The 18,814-nt window shown below is 56.3% G+C and carries 15 protein-coding genes and 1 pseudogene; 15 read left to right on the top strand and 1 reads right to left on the bottom strand.

What is annotated here, in order from left to right; all coding sequences use genetic code 11:
• Positions 1 to 5 precede the first annotated feature (5 nt).
• From murD to lpxC, 9 genes and pseudogenes are all read left to right on the top strand, one after another.
• Complete coding sequence (gene murD, locus MELB17_RS04490) at positions 6 to 1,352, top strand: UDP-N-acetylmuramoyl-L-alanine--D-glutamate ligase (RefSeq protein ID WP_007348954.1); 1,347 nt, start codon at positions 6 to 8, stop codon at positions 1,350 to 1,352.
• Positions 1,349 to 2,551 (top strand): putative lipid II flippase FtsW, encoded by a 1,203-nt coding sequence (ftsW, locus tag MELB17_RS04485; protein WP_007348953.1) that lies wholly within the window; start codon positions 1,349 to 1,351, stop codon positions 2,549 to 2,551. The genes murD and ftsW overlap by 4 nt, the downstream gene beginning before the upstream one ends.
• Positions 2,544 to 3,629 (top strand): undecaprenyldiphospho-muramoylpentapeptide beta-N-acetylglucosaminyltransferase, encoded by a 1,086-nt coding sequence (murG, locus tag MELB17_RS04480; protein WP_007348952.1) that lies wholly within the window; start codon positions 2,544 to 2,546, stop codon positions 3,627 to 3,629. The genes ftsW and murG overlap by 8 nt, the downstream gene beginning before the upstream one ends.
• Positions 3,622 to 5,082 carry a UDP-N-acetylmuramate--L-alanine ligase gene (gene murC / locus MELB17_RS04475; protein WP_007348951.1) on the top strand — a complete coding sequence of 487 codons (1,461 nt, stop codon included), beginning with the start codon at positions 3,622 to 3,624 and terminating at the stop codon, positions 5,080 to 5,082. Before murG ends, murC begins: the two co-directional genes overlap by 8 nt.
• Positions 5,075 to 6,103 carry a D-alanine--D-alanine ligase gene (locus MELB17_RS04470; RefSeq protein ID WP_007348950.1) on the top strand — a complete coding sequence of 343 codons (1,029 nt, stop codon included), beginning with the start codon at positions 5,075 to 5,077 and terminating at the stop codon, positions 6,101 to 6,103. Before murC ends, MELB17_RS04470 begins: the two co-directional genes overlap by 8 nt.
• Positions 6,096 to 6,935: a cell division protein FtsQ/DivIB gene (locus MELB17_RS04465; protein ID WP_007348949.1), complete on the top strand. Its 840-nt coding sequence runs from the start codon at positions 6,096 to 6,098 to the stop codon at positions 6,933 to 6,935. Before MELB17_RS04470 ends, MELB17_RS04465 begins: the two co-directional genes overlap by 8 nt.
• A gap of 36 nt (positions 6,936 to 6,971) precedes the next feature.
• Positions 6,972 to 8,207, top strand: a complete 1,236-nt coding sequence (gene ftsA / locus MELB17_RS04460) for a cell division protein FtsA (protein WP_007348948.1) — start codon at positions 6,972 to 6,974, stop codon at positions 8,205 to 8,207.
• A 97-nt stretch (positions 8,208 to 8,304) separates the two neighbouring features.
• A pseudogene (gene ftsZ / locus MELB17_RS04455) lies at positions 8,305 to 9,291 on the top strand (cell division protein FtsZ); the annotation flags it as partial.
• Positions 9,292 to 9,668: 377 nt separating this feature from the next.
• The gene (gene lpxC, locus MELB17_RS04445; protein WP_007348945.1) at positions 9,669 to 10,583 is read left to right on the top strand and encodes a UDP-3-O-acyl-N-acetylglucosamine deacetylase; all 915 of its coding nucleotides are present in this window, start codon (positions 9,669 to 9,671) and stop codon (positions 10,581 to 10,583) included.
• Between the two features lie 10 nt (positions 10,584 to 10,593).
• Here the strand turns inward: lpxC and MELB17_RS04440 are convergent, their stop codons facing one another.
• On the bottom strand, positions 10,594 to 11,040 hold the full coding sequence (locus MELB17_RS04440) for a DciA family protein (RefSeq protein ID WP_007348944.1): 447 nt from the start codon (positions 11,038 to 11,040) through the stop codon (positions 10,594 to 10,596).
• A gap of 147 nt (positions 11,041 to 11,187) precedes the next feature.
• Between MELB17_RS04440 and MELB17_RS04435 the strand changes: the two genes are divergently transcribed.
• The 6 genes from MELB17_RS04435 (at position 11,188) to ribA (ending at position 18,761) form a co-directional block, all read left to right on the top strand.
• Positions 11,188 to 12,120, top strand: coding sequence for a M23 family metallopeptidase (locus MELB17_RS04435; protein WP_007348943.1), 933 nt, complete (start codon positions 11,188 to 11,190; stop codon positions 12,118 to 12,120).
• A gap of 137 nt (positions 12,121 to 12,257) precedes the next feature.
• Positions 12,258 to 15,005: a preprotein translocase subunit SecA gene (secA, locus tag MELB17_RS04430; RefSeq protein WP_007348942.1), complete on the top strand. Its 2,748-nt coding sequence runs from the start codon at positions 12,258 to 12,260 to the stop codon at positions 15,003 to 15,005.
• Between the two features lie 117 nt (positions 15,006 to 15,122).
• Positions 15,123 to 16,340, top strand: a complete 1,218-nt coding sequence (argJ, locus tag MELB17_RS04425; RefSeq protein WP_007348941.1) for a bifunctional glutamate N-acetyltransferase/amino-acid acetyltransferase ArgJ — start codon at positions 15,123 to 15,125, stop codon at positions 16,338 to 16,340.
• A gap of 182 nt (positions 16,341 to 16,522) precedes the next feature.
• Positions 16,523 to 17,467, top strand: a complete 945-nt coding sequence (locus MELB17_RS04420; protein WP_007348940.1) for a Nudix family hydrolase — start codon at positions 16,523 to 16,525, stop codon at positions 17,465 to 17,467.
• Positions 17,468 to 17,578: 111 nt separating this feature from the next.
• Positions 17,579 to 18,070 (top strand): cyclic pyranopterin monophosphate synthase MoaC, encoded by a 492-nt coding sequence (gene moaC, locus MELB17_RS04415; protein WP_319795875.1) that lies wholly within the window; start codon positions 17,579 to 17,581, stop codon positions 18,068 to 18,070.
• A 76-nt stretch (positions 18,071 to 18,146) separates the two neighbouring features.
• Complete coding sequence (gene ribA, locus MELB17_RS04410; protein ID WP_007348938.1) at positions 18,147 to 18,761, top strand: GTP cyclohydrolase II; 615 nt, start codon at positions 18,147 to 18,149, stop codon at positions 18,759 to 18,761.
• The last annotated feature ends 53 nt before the right edge of the window (positions 18,762 to 18,814 follow it).

Here is an 18,814-nt window from a genome sequence, read left to right as displayed (position 1 = left end):
CGAATATGGGTGTCATTGTGTCGGATCGTCGCACGTTAATCGTAGGGCTCGGTAAAACCGGGCTTTCCTGCGTGCGCTATCTGGCAGCACAAGGCCGCAACCTGGCCGTGGCTGACACCCGTGAGGCACCACCGGGTCTTGCTGAGCTGCAAACCGGTTGGCCTGACGTCGAAGTACATTTGGGTGCGTTTGACAGCGACGTTTTCAGCGCTTTCAGTGAACTGATTGTAAGCCCGGGTATTAGTGTGGCCGAGCCCGCTATCGCTGCTGCTGCTGCCAGTGGCGCGCGTATTCGCGGTGATATTGACCTGTTTGCAGAAGCCGCCGATGCTCCGATTATTGCCATCACCGGTTCCAATGGCAAAACCACGGTGACCACGCTGGTCGCTGACATGGCTCGTGATGCCGGTTACCAGGTGGCAGTGGGTGGCAATATTGGCACTCCGGCGCTGGATTTGTTGAATACCGGGGCGCGCTTATACGTGTTGGAACTGTCCAGTTTTCAACTGGAGACGACGGATGAACTGAATGCGCTGGCGGCTACGGTGCTCAATGTCAGTGACGACCATATGGATCGTTACCCAGATAAAATGGCCTATTACCAAGCCAAACAGCGGATATTCCGTGGCTGTCAGTACGCCATTGTGAATCTGGATGACGCCCTTAGTACACCTATGGCGCGGAACACTCTGCGCTTTATCTGCTTTGGTATGAACCGGGTCAATCCGGAGACCTTCAGCACCCGTGACGACAGTGTCAGTGGCCACCCCTGGGTAACCTGGGGGTTGGATAATCTGATTCGCGCCGATGAACTTGGACTAGTCGGCCGCCATAACCTCAGCAACGTGATGGCGGCGCTTGGTCTGGGCAAAGCGGCCGGTCTGCCCATGGATAGCATGCTGGCGACCGCGCGCGCATTTCACGGTTTGCCCCACCGTTGTGAATCACTTCGCCTGGTCAATGGCGTTGAGTACATCAACGATTCAAAAGGCACCAACGTGGGCGCTACAGTTGCCGCGCTCGACAGTCTGGCACCGGCGGCGGGCAAGATTGTGCTGATTGCTGGCGGTGATGGAAAAGGCGCCGATTTCAGCCCGCTAGCGGACCCTGCACGCCGACACTGCCGTGCGGTCGTTCTGATTGGCCGTGATGCGGCGCAGCTGCAAGAAGTTCTGGCGCAGGGCACCGCAACCCATATTGAAAATAGCTTGGCCGACGCGGTGGCAAGCGCCGCGCGGCTGGCGCAACCGGGTGACCGGGTGTTGTTATCGCCGGCCTGCGCCAGTCTGGATATGTTCCGTGATTATATTGATCGCGGTGAGCGCTTCCGCACGCTGGTGGAGGCGCTATGATTCAGGCCCAATCGGTATTGCCCGTGTACGGCAATCGTCATTCAGCGCTGCAACCCTTGCCATTGCTGATTGTTAGCGCCGCCGCGTTGATGGTGTTGGGGCTGGTGATGATTTCGTCGGCGTCTATGGACATTGCCAGTGCGACCTTTGGCAATAGTTACCACTTTATAGTTCGCCAGCTTGTGTTTGTGGTGCTTGGCTGCATGTTGGCTCTGATCGCGGTTAATGTGCCGGTTTTCTGGTGGCAGAATAGCGGCTGGTTGCTGTTGGGCGTGGGGTTGTTGGTTTTGGTGCTGGTGCTAACGCCGCTGGGGCGCACGGTAAACGGCTCTACTCGCTGGATTCCGTTTGGCATTTTCAACGTTCAGGTGTCCGAAATCGCCAAGGTTTGCCTGGTGGGTTATCTAGCCAGCTACGTGGTTCGCCGCCGCGAAGAGCTGTTGAATACCTGGCCCGGTTTTATCAAGCCGCTGGCGGTGATGGGTGTGGCCTCGAGCCTGCTGATGGTGCAGCCGGACTTTGGCGCCACCGTGGTGCTGGTGGGCGCAGCCGCCGGCATGATTTTCCTTAGCGGTGTCAGCCTTATGCGCTTTGCACCCTTAGTTGTGGCACTGGCTGCACTGGGCGCCCTGGCAGTGATTGCCGAGCCCTATCGAATGAAACGCGTAGTGAGCTATCTGGACCCGTGGCAGGACCAGTTTAACAGCGGTTATCAGCTGACCCAGTCGCTGATTGCGTTCGGACGCGGAGACTGGACCGGAGTCGGCTTGGGCAACTCAATTCAGAAGCTGTTTTTTCTGCCCGAGGCCCATACCGACTTTATTTTCGCCATTATTGCCGAAGAATTTGGCCTGATTGGGGCTTTGTTAGTGGTGGCACTGTTTACCATTCTGGTGATCAGCGGTTTTGTGATTGCCCGCCGCGCAGAACAGGCCAAGCAGCCATTTGCGGCCTGTTTCGCCTATGGCATTAGCCTGTTGATTGGCCTGCAGGCGGCCATTAATATGGCGGTAGCCACCGGATTGCTGCCTACCAAAGGGCTAACGTTACCATTGGTTAGTTACGGCGGTTCCAGCTTGATGATGACCTGCGTGTGCCTGAGCATATTGGCGCGCATAGAGATGGAGCGCTTAGATGCCGAAACGGCAGCAGCCGAGCCTGCCGGCAAGAAACACCGGGGAGGGGCTGCTTATGACTGAACCCCGGCGTTTTTTGATGATGGCCGGTGGCACTGGTGGCCACGTGTTCCCGGCGCTGGCTACCGCCCGCGCCTTGCAGGCCCGCGGCCATCAGGTGTTCTGGCTGGGTGCCATTGGCGGAATGGAACAGCGGCTGGTCGCCGATACCGATATTGAAATGTCGTTGATCCATATTTCTGGATTGCGCGGCAAGGGCAAGCTGGCGCTGATAAAAGCACCGTTCAAACTGATGCGTGCCCTGGGCGAAGCGTTCACCATTATTCGGCGCATTCGCCCGCACTGCGTGGTTGGCATGGGCGGCTTTGTGACCGGCCCTGGTGGGTTAGCGGCCAGGTTGACCGGCACACCCTTGGTCATTCACGAACAGAACGCCGTTGCCGGCATGACCAATAGACTGCTGGTGCGCTTCGCCGACACTGTGCTGGAAGCATTCCCCGGTAGCTTTGATGCAAAAACTGTCACCCGCTGCACCGGCAATCCGGTGCGCACGGATTTTGCCGCGCTGGCAGCACCAATAGAACGTCTGGCGGGGCGCACAGGCCCGCTGCAGTTACTCGTCGTTGGTGGCAGTCTGGGCGCACAGGTGTTCAACCAGCAGGTGCCCCAGGCGCTGGCGCAAATGGCGGGCGAGTGTCGCCCACAAGTGCGCCACCAGTGCGGTGAAAACCACGCCGAGGCCGCTCGCGATGCCTATCAGGCAGTAGGCGTTGAGGCCAGCGTGGAGCCATTCATTACCGATATGGCTGCGGCTTTTGCCTGGGCCGATCTGGTGCTGTGCCGCGCGGGTGCGTTAACCGTGTCGGAACTCTGTGCTGCCGGTTGCGCCGCCATTCTGGTGCCTTTCCCCTACGCGGTGGATGACCACCAGACACGCAACGGCGAACAGATGGTTAGCGCCGGTGCGGCCCTACTTATACCCCAGCCGCGCCTTACCCCCGCGCTGTTGGCAGACACTCTGGGCGATCTGGTAAATGATCGTGAACGGGTATTAATGATGTCGCAGGCAGCTCGCAAGCTGGCCCGCATCGATGCAACGGAGAGAGTCGTGAATTATTGTCTGGAGGCCGCCAATGGCTGATGCCAACACACTGCCACTGGTATATCAGGTACCGGAAATGCGCCGCATCCGTCATATTCACTTTGTCGGTATTGGCGGCGCCGGCATGAGCGGTATTGCCGAGGTGCTAAAGAACCAGGGCTATAACGTGTCCGGCTCTGACTTGCGCCACGGTGCCGTTACCCAGCGCCTGACGGCCATGGGTATTGATGTACAGATTGGCCATCGCGCCGAAAATACTGAAAAAGCCGATGTGGTCGTGGTGTCTTCAGCGGTGGCGGCCAACAACCCGGAAGTGGTTGCTGCGCGCAGTAATCGCATTCCCATCGTGCCGCGAGCGGAAATGCTGGCGGAAATCATGCGTTATCGCCACGGCATTGCGGTTGCCGGAACCCACGGTAAAACCACCACCACCAGCCTGATTGCTTCGGTGTTTGCTGAGGCGGGTCTGGACCCGACCTTTGTGATTGGTGGCAAGCTAAACAGCGCCGGCACCAATGCCAAGCTGGGCGGATCGCGCTACCTGATCGCGGAAGCCGACGAGAGCGACGCATCGTTTCTGCACCTGACACCGCTGATTTCCGTGGTCACCAACATCGAAGCCGACCACATGGACACCTACGGTGGCGATGTGGAAAAGCTGAAGCAGACTTTTGTTGATTTCCTCCACAACTTACCGTTTTACGGCGTGGCCGTGATGTGCATAGACGATCCCTACGTGCGTGAAATACTGCCGCGTATCTCGCGCACCATTATTACTTACGGTATTGATAATCCGGAGGCCGACTACCGCGCCGAGAATATTGTGTCTGACGGCCTGCGCACGCGCTTTCTGGTAAAGCGCCCGGGGCCGCGGGCCGATTTGCAGGTAGAGCTGAAAATGCCTGGCCGCCACAACGTGCTCAACGCTCTGGCGGTGATTGCCGTGGCCACCGATGACGGTGTTGACGACGCGTCAATCGGCCGCGGTTTGGCGGGTTTCGCCGGTGTTGGCCGGCGCTTTCAGGTGTACGGCGACTATCCGATCGCCAAGGGTTCCATAACCCTGGTTGACGATTATGGCCACCACCCCACCGAAGTCGCCGCGGTCATTCGCGCCGCTCGTGATGCTTGGCCCGGCCGACGCGTGGTCATGCTGTACCAGCCGCACCGGTTCAGCCGCACCCGTGACCTTTACGAAGATTTTGTCAAAGTGCTGTCTACGGTGGATGGTTTGCTGCTGATGGACGTTTACTCCGCCGGCGAAGCAGCGATCCCCGGATGTGACGGCCGCGCGCTGTGCCGCAGCCTGCGCCAGCGAGGCAAAGTAGAACCGGTGTTTGTCGAGCACAATAAAGACATCGAAACCCTGTTGGCCAGCGTGTTGCGCGATGGTGACTTGCTGATAACTCAAGGGGCCGGTGATATCGGGGCGGTGGCAGCCCGTCTGGCAACAACGGGAGTAGTAGCAACAGGGGAGATAAGCGGTGAGTGACCAGCAGCACTATCCATTGCAGCACTATCCAATATTGCACCAAATACAGCCGTTTCTGGCCGAGCCTGCCATGCTGAGGGCCTTTGGCCGGGTGGCCGTGTTTATGGGCGGTGATTCCGCCGAGCGCGATGTGTCGCTGAAAAGCGGACAAGCAGTGCTTTCGGCGCTGCTGTCAGCGGGTGTAAATGCCTTTGGCGTAGACGTGCAAGGTTGTCTGTTGAAAACCGTGGAGCAGCCAGAGTTCGACCGGGTATTTATTGCGTTGCACGGTCGCGGTGGTGAAGACGGTACGCTGCAGGCGATTCTGTCCCAAGCCGGTATTCCGTTCACTGGCAGTGACGTGATGGCTTCGGCCCTGGCCATGGACAAGCTGCGCACCAAATACGTGTTTGCGGGTTGCGGTTTGGCCACGCCCAAGTTCCGCACCATGGCGTCTGCGGAAGACGCCAACAGTATCGCCGCTGAGTTGCGAATGCCGCTGAGCGTGAAACCGTCGCGTGAAGGATCAAGTATTGGCATCTGTAAAGTCACCAGTGCAGGCGAGTTAGTTCAAGCATGGCAGGCGGCCGCGGCGCTGGATACCTCGGTGTTGGTGGAAGAGTGGATTGAAGGCCCGGAATTTACCGTCAGTTTGTTGCAAGACCGCGCGCTACCGGCTATCGGCCTGAGCACCGATCACGTGTTTTACGATTACGACGCCAAGTATCTGGCCGACGACACCCGCTACTGCATTCCCTGTGGGCTGTCAGCAGATGAAGAACTGCGTCTTCAGCAGTTAGCGCTTGAAGCCTTCCGGGTTGTGGGCTGCCGCACCTGGGGCCGGGTCGACATTATGCAGGATGCTGACGGTAAGTTCTGGTTGCTGGAGGTGAATACCGTGCCGGGAATGACCGACCACAGCTTGGTGCCAATGTCTGCACGGGCAGCGGGCATTAGTTTTGAAGAACTGGTGGTGCGCATTCTGGCCGACACTCTGGAGCAAAACGGCGCAGAACAAGAAGGAGAGCCGGGCCATGCTTGATAACCTGCTGATCCGGGCTCGGACACTGCCGTCCGAGCCGCCGCAACGCCGTGGGGCAACAACCCTTGGCCCGGAGCATGATCGGTTTGCAGTGTTAAAAGCGGTATTTGGCGCCGTGCCTTGGTTGCAGTTTGGTTTGGGTATTGTGGTGATCCTGACCGCAGCACTGGTGCCCTGGGGCGTCAGTAAAGTGCTGGCCGCCATGGATCAGCAGATTTTAGCTATCGACGTGAATGGCACGCTGGTTGGCGAAAACCAGGTGGGCCTGGAGCGCCACCTTGGGGCCTGGGTTGGAGGCAGCTATTTCGCAACTGATCTGGAAGAGATCAAGGCTAGCCTGGAGCAGCGCCCGTGGGTTGAATCGGCGGCCGTGAAGCGCGAATGGCCAAACCGTCTAACGGTCAACATTCGCGAGAAAAAGCCGCTGGCCTACTGGAGCGACGGCCGCCTGGTTAGCCGCACGGGCGAGTTGTTCAGCCCACCAAACCCGCAAGTGGCCGGCGCTTTGCCGTTGTTGTCCGGTCCTGATGAGCGGGTAAGAGATGTGATCGCCATGGCGCGCGCGCTGAGTGATCAACTGGTTGGCCATGGACTTGGCTTCAGTGGCCTGAATCTGGAGCAGCGCGGGGCGTGGACCCTGCGCCTGAGTAACGGCATAGATGTTGTGCTGGGCCGTGACCAGGTTGAGCAGCGTTTTGAGCGGTTTATGACCGTGTATCAGGCCCGGCTGTCATCCCGGGCAGATGAAGTCAGTAGGGTGGATGCGCGCTACACCAATGGTGTAGCGGTGCAGTGGAAGGCGGTTACGGCTGCCTCAACTCCGAAAACATAACAACGGTTTATTCAGACCTGGGGTTTGGTGGAACACATGTCATCGGTTGAAACGGAAAACATGATTGTCGGCCTGGATATTGGCACCTCAAAAGTGGTGGCCATTGTTGGTAAGCGCAAAATGGACGGCTCTATTGAGGTGTTGGGCGTTGGCTCTAACCCCTCAAAAGGGCTGAAGCGCGGTGTCGTGGTCAATATTGAAGTCACGGTTCAGGCTATTCAACGCGCGGTGGAAGAAGCCGAGCTGATGGCCGGCTGTCGCATTCATTCGGTGTACGCAGGCATTGCCGGTAGCCACATCAAAAGCCTGAACTCCCACGGCATTGTGGCCATTCGTGATCGCGAGGTGACCCAGGCGGATATCGATCGGGTAATTGACGCAGCCCAGGCCGTGGCCATTCCGGCCGATCAGAAAATTCTGCACATACTGCCGCAGGAATTTGTGATTGATAACCAGGAAGGCATTAAAGAGCCGCTGGGCATGTCTGGCGTGCGCCTGGAAGCCAAGGTGCACTTGGTGACCTGCGCGGTGAACGCCGCCCAGAATATTGAAAAATGCATTCGCCGCTGTGGCCTTGAAGTCGACGACATCATTCTTGAGCAGCTGGCTTCCAGCCACGCCATTCTCACTGAAGATGAAAAAGAGTTGGGCGTGTGCGTGGTGGATATGGGCGGCGGTACCACCGACATCGCAGTGTTTACCGGTGGCGCTATTCGCCACACCGCTGTGATTCCGATCGCCGGTGATCAGGTCACCAACGACATCGCCATGGCGTTGCGTACGCCAACCCAGAACGCCGAAGAAATCAAAATCAAATACGCTTGCGCGCTGACCCAGTTGGCGGGCGCGGATGAAACCATCAAAGTGCCCAGCGTTGGCGATCGCGCTCCGCGAGATTTGTCACGTCAGGCTTTAGCCGAAGTGGTTGAGCCGCGCTACGAAGAACTGTTCATGTTGGTGCAGTCGGAGCTTCGACGTTCGGGATTTGAAGACATGATCCCGGCGGGCATCGTAATTACGGGAGGCGCATCCACCATGGAGGGCGTGATTGAGCTAGCAGAAGAGATTTTCCACATGCCGGTCAGGCTGGCCTGTCCGCAGGCCGTGTCGGGCATGACGGAAGTGGTTAACAACCCGATTTACGCCACGGGTGTTGGGTTGTTGATACACGGTTTCCGCCAAATGGATCTGGGGCGGGCGCCGGTGCTCAAGGGGGAGCATGCTCCCACGCTGTTTGAGCGAATGAAAGCCTGGTTTACCGGCCATTTCTGAGCCGCCAGACAAGCACAACAGCAACCGTTTTGAACCATCAAATCTTAAAAAAGAACAGCCGGAAAACAGGCTGACTAAAGCACGAAGGAGTGGGGATATGTTTGAACTTGTCGATAGTGTGCAGCAAAACGCAGTCATAAAAGTGGTTGGTGTGGGTGGCGGTGGCGGTAACGCCGTGCGTCATATGCTAAACAGCGATATTGAAGGTGTTGATTTTATCTGTGCCAACACGGATGCCCAGGCCTTGAAAGACCTGGACGCACGCCAAATCATCCAGCTCGGTGGCGCTATCACCAAGGGCCTGGGTGCCGGTGCTAATCCGGAAATAGGACGTCAGTCGGCGTTGGAAGACCGCGACCGTATTGCTGACGCACTCAGCGGAGCGGATATGGTGTTCATTACCGCTGGCATGGGTGGCGGTACCGGTACGGGTGCGGCACCGGTAGTGGCTCAAGTGGCCCGCGAGCTGGGCATTCTGACCGTCGCCGTAGTCACCAAACCATTTCTGTTTGAAGGCGGCAAGCGTATGAGCGTGGCGGAAGCCGGGCTGCGCGAGCTGGAAGAGTGCGTAGACTCATTGATCACCATCCCTAACGAGAAGCTGCTGTCGGTGATGGGCAAGAATACCAGCCTGCTGGATGCCTTTGCGTCTGCTAACGACGTACTGCTGGGCGCGGTTCAGGGTATTGCCGATCTGATTACCCGCAATGGCATGATCAACGTCGACTTCGCAGACGTGAAAACGGTGATGTCCGAAATGGGCATGGCGATGATGGGTACGGCCCGAGCAACCGGTGAAAATCGTGCCCGTGAAGCCGCCGAAGCCGCTATTCGCAGCCCGCTGTTGGAAGACGTTAACCTGCACGGTGCCAAGGGCATTCTGGTTAACATTACCGCCGGCATTAACCTGAATCTGGGCGAGTTTGCTGAGGTAGGCGACATCATTCGCGAATTTGCTTCAGATACGGCCACAGTGGTTGTGGGCACGGTGATTGATCAGGACTTGACGGACGAACTTAAGGTGACTGTAGTAGCCACCGGCCTGGGCGGCAGTCGCGAAAAACCGACCAAAGTGGTCGATAATAGCCGCACTCTGGATGGCAAAACCGACTACAACCAACTGGACCGGCCGGCCATTCTGCGTCGTCGCGCAGTGGCTTCCGGTAATACGGCGCTGGATCAAGGTCGCGACAGCGAAGAGCAGAATGTGGACTATCTCGATATTCCCGCATTCCTTCGCCGTCAGGCGGATTGATAGACTGTCATAAATATGACCCGGAGCCGGCTGGGGCGGGTGTTTGAAACCTTCAGTCGGGAAAGTGTGCACTGGTTACCTATGGCCCGTTTTGGCTGTTTTTTGAGCAGAAAAGGGCGTTTTCATGGTGGCCAGTTGTATTTTCTGATATTGTGCGAGCAGTTTTTTTGCTTAGCGTATCGCCTTTTCGACGGAACTATGGACCGATGATCAAACAACGGACTCTGAAAAACACCATTCGCGCTACCGGCATTGGCCTGCATTCGGGTGAAAAGGTGTATCTAACCCTTAAGCCCGCACCCATTGACGCTGGCATTATTTTTTGCCGTACCGACCTGGACCCTGTGGTCGAAATTCGGGCCCGTGCAGAAAATGTCGGCGAGACCATGCTGTCAACCACATTGATGAAAGACGGCGTACGGGTGTCAACGGTAGAGCACTTACTGTCTGCTATGGCCGGCTTGGGTATCGATAACTGCTTTGTGGAACTGAGCGCTTCTGAAGTGCCGATCATGGATGGCTCGGCAGGGCCTTTCGTGTTTTTGCTGCAGTCTGCCGGTATTGCCGAGCAAGACGCAGCCAAGAAATTTATCCGCATCAAACGTGAAGTATCGATCACAGACGGTGATAAAAGCGCTACCTTTTTGCCATTTAAAGGCTTCAAGGTCAGCTTTGGTATCGACTTTGATCACCCTGCTTTCAAAGGCCGCGCCCAGAACGCCACTGTTGATTTCTCCAGCACTTCGTTTGTGAAAGAAGTCAGTCGGGCCCGCACCTTCGGCTTCATGCGCGATATTGAAAAACTTCGCTCTATGAACCTGGCTCTTGGTGGCAGCGTTGATAACGCCATCGTTGTTGATGATTACAAAATTCTTAACGAAGACGGTTTGCGTTATGAAGACGAGTTCGTTAAGCACAAGGTTCTGGACGCTATCGGCGACCTGTATCTGTTGGGCAACAGCCTGATTGGTGAGTTCCGCGGAGTGAAATCCGGCCACGACCTGAACAATCGCTTGCTGCGCCTTCTTATTGCAGAGCAGGACGCCTGGGAAGTAGTCACCTTTGATGACGAAGCGAATGCTCCGATTTCTTACGTCAAACCTGTATTAGCCAGCGCCTGAAGCGCCATCGTCAGTCGCGAACGTGACTGGCGAGCTTTTCCAGAATCTCGCGCAACGCTTTGTCTTTTGTGTGCCCGGCTTCTTCTTTGAGGAGCTGGGCGTTTTCTTTACTTAGTGGCAGCTTTTTGGCCATCGCCTTGTCCTGAAAGCGCGGCGGTACAACCTTTACTTTCAGCTTCCAGACAAAGCGAAATAACTCCAGATTGCGCGCAGCAGTCATAATGTCATGCTGGCGAAAGCGAATCTGGCTGGCTTTGGGCCCGCTGTCTGCTGCCAGAACAAGTTCGCCCTCATGACAGCTCACAAAACGCGTACCTGACTGCAACGACGGCGGCAATTCAGCCAGCAGCGCCTGTTCAGCAAGCCGGTGCTGCTCGGCCCGCGCCACCAGTTTGCGCAAGCCGGCCGGCCCGGAGAATGGGTCGAAAGTCATTTTCTGTTCATTTTTTGGCGTCATTGCGGCCTGGGTACTCGACGGAGCTGTAAACCATTGGGTACACTTCTTTTTCTTTTTTAGGTGAGTACCACGACTATTCATAACCAGTGTAACCGCTGGCGGGTGCTTTAAACATCGGTTTGCGATCCACTGCAACAACCACACATTATGACGACAAACATTGTTTCTGATCTGCTCCCGCCTCCGGCCATCATACTGAATCGCCGTTTTTTACTCGCCTTGCTGATTTTTGCTCTGGTGCTGACAGCCATTGCCAGTTGGACTGGCTACACGCTGGCGGTGGCGAAAATTGGAGCTGAAACCCCTGCTAGCGCTGAGTTAGTTGTACGCTGGCAGGCACGCTTGCAGGAGCAGAAGGCCGCACTGGCGCAGGTTGAAACAGACGTGCAGCATCAAGTCGATGCCATGACGCTACGCCTGGGTGCGATGCAGGGCCGCCTGTTGCGGCTGGACGCTTTGGGGCAACGATTTGTCGAAAGTGGACTGGTGAACAACGAAGAGTTTGATTTTAGCGCTCCGGCGCCAGTGGGCGGCCCCGAAGTGCTATTGCCTCCAGAGTCTTACAACGTGCCGGGTCTAAGCGAGATGATTGAGCGCTTGGAACACCGCTTAGACAATCGCGAGCAGCAGTTGCGTTTGCTGGACAAGCTGGCCTCGCGGCAAAAATTTGATGATGAACGTTTTGTTGAGGGCCGCCCCATTACCTGGGGTTGGCTGTCATCCGAATATGGCTACCGAACGGATCCGTTTAGCGGCAAACGCACCTGGCATGGCGGCGTTGATCTGGCAGGCAAAGACGGCAGTGACATTGTTGCGGTGGCCGCGGGCGTTGTTACTTGGGCTGGCAAGCGTCGTGGCTATGGCAACCTGGTGGAAATCGCCCATGGCGATGGTTTGGTTACCCGCTACGCCCATGCCAAAGCCGTGAGTGTAAAAGTCGGTGACCTGGTCCAGAAAGCCCAGGTGGTGGCGCTGATGGGCAGTACCGGCCGGTCTACCGGGCCCCACGTGCATTTTGAAGTACTGAAACATGGCCGCACGACAGATCCGGTGAAGTACATGGCGCGGGCCAGCCATTAGAAAATCCTGTAACGCAAATGTGATTGGCAGCGCCGAATTGTCGGCTGGCGTTGTTGTCACCGGCTGTGGCTTTTGCCCCGCCGCTAAATAAAGGTAGAATGCCGGCTTCCTCCGTTTAATCAAAGAAGCATTGGTCTATGTTCACAAAGCTTGCAACGAAAGTATTCGGTAGTAAGAACGCCAGGGAAATCAAGCGAATGCGCAAGATTGCCGTGCGTATTAATGAACTTGAAAAGCAATTTGGCAGCCTGACCGACAGCGAGTTGCAGGGAAAAACCACAGAGTTCCGTGAGCGCCTGCAAAAAGGCGAAAGTCTAGACGAGCTGATGCCCGAGGCGTTTGCCTGCGTGCGCGAAGCCAGTGGCAGAGTCATGGGCATGCGCCATTACGACGTGCAGTTTGTAGGTGCTGTAACCCTGCATGAGGGCCGCATAGCCGAAATGAAAACCGGTGAGGGTAAAACCCTGATGTCCACCGCGTCGGCTTATCTGAACGCTTTGTCTGGCAGGGGCGTTCACGTGATCACCGTGAACGATTATCTGGCCCGCCGCGATGCGGACTGGATGGGTAAGTTGTATAACTTTATGGGTCTGCAAGTGGGCGTTGTAAACGCCGGCCAACCGGGCGAAGAAAAGCGCGCCGCTTATCAGGCTGATATCACCTACGGCACCAACAACGAATTCGGTTTTGACTACCTGCGCGACAACATGGCGTTCAGTACCGCGGACAAAGTTCAGCGCGGTCTTCATTTCGCTATCGTTGACGAAGTCGACTCCATTCTGATCGACGAAGCCCGTACACCGCTGATTATTTCTGGCGCCGCCGAAGACAGCTCGAAGATGTATCAGGCGATTAACATTCTGATTCCGAGCTTGGAAAAAGGTGAAGTGCCAGAGGAAGGCGATCCTACCGGCGATTTCACTATTGACGAAAAAACTCGTCAGGTAGAACTGACCGAGCGCGGCCACGAAAAAGTAGAGCAGTTGCTGCTGGAGCGGGAACTGCTTAAAGCGGATGAAAACCTGTATTCCGCGGCCAATCTCAGCCTTCTGCATCACGTGCACTCCGGATTGCGGGCCCATAACCTGTTCCAGAAAAACGTGGATTACATCGTGCAGGGCGAGCAGGTTATCATTGTTGACGAGCACACCGGTCGCACCATGCCGGGCCGGCGCTGGAGTGAAGGTTTGCATCAGGCGATTGAAGCCAAAGAAGGCGTGAAAATTCATGCGGAAAGCCAGACCCTGGCGTCCACCACTTTCCAGAACTACTTTCGGCTGTATGAAAAGCTGTCGGGCATGACCGGTACCGCAGACACCGAAGCGTTTGAATTTCGCCAGATTTACGGCTTGGATGTGGTGGTCATTCCGCCTAACAAACCGATTCAGCGGACCGATTACAACGATTTGGTGTACCTGACGGAAGAAGAAAAATTCCACGCCATTATCGACGAAATTAAAGACGCTACAGGCGAAGGTCGGCCCATTCTGGTGGGTACTGCGTCCATCGAGGCGTCTGAGCGTTTGGCGAGCCTGCTGAAGAAAACCCAGATTGATTATAAAATTCTGAACGCCAAGCAGCACGAATTCGAAGCCCAGATTATTGCACAGGCGGGCCGCCCTGGCGCCGTTACCATTGCCACCAACATGGCTGGGCGGGGTACCGATATCGTGCTCGGTGGTAACTGGGAATATGAGTTGGCAGGACATGATAGCCCGACTGACGAACAGAGCGCGGTGCTGAGAGATGCGTGGACTGAGCGCCACAACAGCGTGCTGGAAGCCGGCGGTTTGCACATCATTGGCACCGAGCGTCATGAAAGCCGCCGCATTGACAACCAATTGCGGGGTCGTGCCGGCCGCCAGGGCGATCCGGGTTCATCCCGCTTCTTCCTGTCGCTGGAAGACAACCTTATGCGGATATTTGCTCCGGACAAGGTCAAGAGTCTGATGCAGGCCATGGGTATGAAAAAAGGCGAGGCCATTGAGCATCGCATGGTCACTAACGCCATTGAGAAATCCCAGCGCAAGGTCGAAGGCCGAAACTTTGACATGCGCAAAACGCTGCTGGAATACGACGACGTTGCCAACGACCAGCGTTCGGTCATTTACGACCAGCGCAACGACGTAATGGGTTCAGACGACGTGTCGGAGATGGTGAAAACCATTCGCGCTGACGTAGTAGACACCCTGGTGAGTGCTCACATTCCACCGCAGAGCATGCCGGAGCAATGGGATGTTGCCGGTTTGGAAACCCAGCTGCAGTCGGAAATGGGCATTGATCTTCCGGTCCAGCAGTGGCTGGATGAAGACAGCAAACTCTACGAAGACAATTTACGCCAGAAAATTCTGGAGCTGATTGTGACTGCTTACGACGCCAAAGAGGCCGTGGTCGGCGCGGAACCCATGCGTAAGTTTGAAAAACAGGTGTTTTTGCAGGTATTGGATACCTTGTGGAAAGAGCATCTGTCGAATATGGACCACCTGCGCCGCGGTATTCACCTGCGTGGTTACGCTCAGAAAAACCCGAAGCAGGAATACAAGCGCGAAGCCTTCAATCTGTTTGAAAGTATGCTGGAAGCCATGAAGGGGGATGTTATTCGGGTGCTTTGCCACGTTAAAGTGCAAAGTCAGGAAGAGTTGGAAGAAATTGAGCGCCAGCGTAAAGAGGCATTGGCGAATGAACTGGCACGTGCTCGTCTGCGCCACAACGAAACCAGCGCAACATCTCAGGCTGGCGCCGGGGGAGAGGCCGGTGGCGACGATAGTTCACGCCAGGCCATGCCGGAAACCTTTGTACGTAACGAGCGAAAAGTGGGCCGTAATGAGCCTTGTCCTTGCGGGTCTGGTAAGAAGTTCAAGCAGTGCTGTGGCAAAATTAGTTAAACAGCACTGTCATTGAAAGCTATTTTCAACCCGCAATCTGGTTCATTCAGGCTGCGGGTTTTTGCGTTTTGAATGCCTGCGGGCAGTCTTTATTCATTATTTGTCAGGAGAATTACCATGGCGGTAGGTCCCGGAACCTTACCCGAGTTTTTTCCCATCACAGGCGTAGAACTGGGTATTGCCAGTGCCGGTATTAAAAAGTCTGGCCGCAAAGATATCGTATTATTTTCCTTGGCTGAGGGCACGCAGGTAGCCGGAATTTTCACCCGCAACCAGTTCTGTGCGGCACCGGTTACGCTTAGTCGCAAGCATCTTGCTGCAGGTGCGCCGCGCTATCTACTCATTAATACCGGTAACGCCAACGCGGGCACTGGCGAACGCGGCCTGGCCGACGCAGCAGTCTGCTGCGAGGCTCTTGCAGCTGCTGCCGGCGTTGGCGAGCAACAGGTGTTGCCATTTTCTACCGGTGTGATCGGTGAGCCCCTGCCAGTCGCCAAAATTGTCGCAGCGCTGCCCGATGCACTGGCGGATACTCGCGTAGATCGCTGGGCAGAAGCGGCAAACGGCATTATGACCACCGACACTCGTCCCAAAGGGGCATCGGTGCAAGTGGATTTGGGCGGTCATACGGTGAGTATTTCCGGCATTAGCAAGGGCGCGGGCATGATTCGCCCCAACATGGCTACCATGCTGGGGTTCATTGCTACCGACGCCCGTATCGCGCCGGAAGTCTTGCAATCCCTGGCCTCGGAGCTGGGTGAGCAGTCCTTCAATCGCATTACCATCGACGGTGACACCTCCACCAACGACGCTTGCATGCTGATGGCCAGCGGTTGTTACGGCGGCCCGGAAATAACCGCTGACAGTTCGCTACTGGCGCCGTTGAAAGACGCTTTGCGCCAGGTGTATATGGATCTGGCCCACGCCATTGTGCGCGACGGTGAAGGGGCAACCAAGTTTGTGACCATTGAGGTTAACCACGCAGCGACAGTCAATGAAGCTCTGGATGTAGCCTACACGGTCGCCCATTCGCCGCTGGTTAAAACTGCGCTGTTTGCATCAGACCCCAACTGGGGTCGCATTCTGGCCGCCGTTGGCCGCGCTGGTGTCGAAGGCCTGGACTTGAACGCCCTGGAGATTTATCTGGGAGACGTGTGTCTGGTACAGAATGGCGGCCGGGCAGACGATTACTCGGAGGAACGCGGGCAGGCGGTGATGAACCAGGAAGAAATTACCATCCGCATCGACCTCAAGCGAGGCGCAGTGAATGAAACCGTCTGGACCTGCGACTTCTCCCACGACTATGTCACCATCAACGCCGACTACCGCAGTTGATGCCTGTGACTAATAAAATGCCTGAGCGACCGCCTGCGATAGCACTTGGGAAAGTACCTGAGGAAGTACCTGAGAAAGCACCTGAGAAAGCACCTGAGAAAGCACCTGAGAAAGCACCTGAGAAAGCACCTGAGAAAGCACCTGGAAAGGTACCTGAGCAAGCGCCAGGCGTATTACGTGAAGTGCACGTCGCCGTCGGTGTGATCATTCGCGATGGGCGGGTACTGATTGCCCGCAGGCTCGAACACGCCCATCAGGGGGGATTACTGGAGTTTCCTGGCGGTAAAGTGGAGCCGGGTGAAACCGTGCAGCAGGCGTTAGTGCGTGAGATTGCCGAAGAAACCGGATTAAAGTTGATCGAATCCGCTTTGCAGCCCGTAATTGGTGTTCGACACGATTATGGCGACAAGCGTGTTTTTCTAGATGTTTGGTCGACCGACGCAGCAGCGGGCGAGGCTCACGGTCGCGAAGGTCAGCCGATTCAGTGGCTATTGCCGCAGGATTTACGCGATGCGGATTTCCCCGCAGCGAATCGCCCAATTATCCGCGCTCTTCAACTGCCTTCGCAGTTGGCGCTAACGGGCTGCGACGTAGCAGATGGTGAAAGTGGCCTGAAACGTTTGCAAACAGCGCTGCAGGTTAGCCAGCCGCCGCTGATCGTGTTGCGGGCCCCGGATTTGGCCGAACAGGCGATAGCTTACAATCGCTTGGCGCAGAGTGCTTTGGCGCTGTGTCAGAGTAATGGCAGCGAGCTTATGTTACACGGCGTGCCCGAGTTGATAGACCGCCATCCCCAAGCTGCTGGCGTGCATTTGCCCTGGCGCCACGCCAGCCAATGTCAGCAGCGGCCGGTGGCTGAATGCTACAAGTTAGGGGTTTCCTGCCATAACGCAGAGCAATTGGCCCACGCTGCGTCCATGGGTGCCGACTATGCAATTTTGGGGCATGTATTGGATACGCCTAGTCACCCCAATGAGGCGCCTCTGGGCTGGTACGCGTTCAGTCAACTGGTGTCAGCGGCACGACTACCGGTGTATGGCATTGGCGGCTTATCGCCAGCCGATCTGCCAAAGGCCCGCCAATGCGGCGCACAAGGTATCGCTGGCATTGGCTTCTGGTGGGCATAAGCCGACGTATAACAGCGCAGCGCCACATTTGTTATGATGTAACATATTTTTTACATCGTAGATGTGTATTGAACCAATAACGTCGTAGGTGTTTATTCGGCGGTTATGCCAATGGGAGAAGCTGTGAGTAAACTGACGCACCTGAATGACAAAGGCGAAGCACGCATGGTCGACGTTACCGCCAAAGTGGTAACCGAGCGCGAAGCCCGCGCCGAGGCCACGGTCAGTATGTCGGCCCAAACTCTGGCGATGATCGTGGATGGCCAACACCCGAAGGGTGACGTTTTGGCGGTGGCACGTATTGCCGGCATTATGGCGGCCAAGCGCACGCACGATCTGATCCCCCTGTGCCACGCCTTAAACCTGACCTCGGTGAAGGTAGAGCTAGAGCCCGGTGCAGACGGCATGTCGGTCCACATTCGCACCTTGTGCAAGCTGTCTGGTCAGACTGGTGTAGAAATGGAAGCGCTAACGGCGGCCAGTATCGCCGCGTTGACCGTTTACGACATGTGCAAAGCAGTCGACAAGGCCATGGTTGTAAGCAACCTGCGCTTGGTGGAAAAGAAAGGCGGCCGCAGTGGCCACTGGCAGGCCAGCACCTGATCCATTAGAAACAATGTACCTGCCGCAGGCAGGCTGCTCCATCTAAGATCATAAGATCGAACCACGAGGAATTACAGTGGCTGTTCGTTATATTGAAACTTGCCGGCTGCCGACCCCGTTTGGGGTTTTTGAAATGCACGGTTTTGAAGAGCCGGACACCGGCAAAGAGCACGTTGCGCTGACGCTGGGTGATCTGGCTGGCGAGGAACCCATGTTAGCCCGCACCCACTCGGAGTGCCTGACCGGTGATGCTCTTTACAGCATGCGCTGTGACTGTGGTTATCAATTGGAAGAAGCCTTGCGCAGCATCGCTCGTGAAGGTCGCGGTATTCTGATGTATCTGCGCCAGGAAGGCCGCGGCATCGGCTTGCTCAACAAGATTCGTGCCTACAACCTTCAGGATCAGGGTGCCGACACAGTCGAAGCCAACGAACGTCTGGGTTTTGCAGCGGATCTTCGTGACTACAGCATGTGCAAAGATATGTTGGAGCACTTGGGTATAAAGCGCTTGCGGTTGATGACTAACAACCCGCGAAAAGTAAAGGCGTTGTCGTCATACGGCATTGATGTTGTGGAAAGAGTCGAGCTGCACGTAGGGAGAAATCCCCATAACGAGCACTACCTGGACACCAAGCAGAGCAAACTCGGTCATTTTCTGGCGATTCATCAGGACGATGACCCCCAGCTCTGAGCCTCTGAGCGCAGCAGGCGGCTTTTATACCTCGCCTGCTCAGTCTCCACCTC

The sequence above is a fragment of the Marinobacter sp. ELB17 genome, from assembly GCF_000169375.1.
Taxonomy (GTDB): Bacteria; Pseudomonadota; Gammaproteobacteria; order Pseudomonadales; family Oleiphilaceae; genus Marinobacter.
This window is presented reverse-complemented; position numbering and strand designations above follow the sequence as displayed.

What these genes read in the sequence shown, in the direction of transcription:
- murD (WP_007348954.1), top strand. Translation starts at nt 6, where the DNA reads ATGGGTGTCATTGTGTCGGATCGTCGCACGTTAATCGTAGGGCTCGGT.
- ftsW (WP_007348953.1), top strand. Translation starts at nt 1,349, where the DNA reads ATGATTCAGGCCCAATCGGTATTGCCCGTGTACGGCAATCGTCATTCA.
- murG (WP_007348952.1), top strand. Translation starts at nt 2,544, where the DNA reads ATGACTGAACCCCGGCGTTTTTTGATGATGGCCGGTGGCACTGGTGGC.
- murC (WP_007348951.1), top strand. Translation starts at nt 3,622, where the DNA reads ATGGCTGATGCCAACACACTGCCACTGGTATATCAGGTACCGGAAATG.
- MELB17_RS04465 (WP_007348949.1), top strand. Translation starts at nt 6,096, where the DNA reads ATGCTTGATAACCTGCTGATCCGGGCTCGGACACTGCCGTCCGAGCCG.
- ftsA (WP_007348948.1), top strand. Translation starts at nt 6,972, where the DNA reads ATGTCATCGGTTGAAACGGAAAACATGATTGTCGGCCTGGATATTGGC.
- lpxC (WP_007348945.1), top strand. Translation starts at nt 9,669, where the DNA reads ATGATCAAACAACGGACTCTGAAAAACACCATTCGCGCTACCGGCATT.
- MELB17_RS04440 (WP_007348944.1), bottom strand. Translation starts at nt 11,040, where the DNA reads ATGACGCCAAAAAATGAACAGAAAATGACTTTCGACCCATTCTCCGGG.
- MELB17_RS04435 (WP_007348943.1), top strand. Translation starts at nt 11,188, where the DNA reads ATGACGACAAACATTGTTTCTGATCTGCTCCCGCCTCCGGCCATCATA.
- secA (WP_007348942.1), top strand. Translation starts at nt 12,258, where the DNA reads ATGTTCACAAAGCTTGCAACGAAAGTATTCGGTAGTAAGAACGCCAGG.
- argJ (WP_007348941.1), top strand. Translation starts at nt 15,123, where the DNA reads ATGGCGGTAGGTCCCGGAACCTTACCCGAGTTTTTTCCCATCACAGGC.
- moaC (WP_319795875.1), top strand. Translation starts at nt 17,579, where the DNA reads ATGGGAGAAGCTGTGAGTAAACTGACGCACCTGAATGACAAAGGCGAA.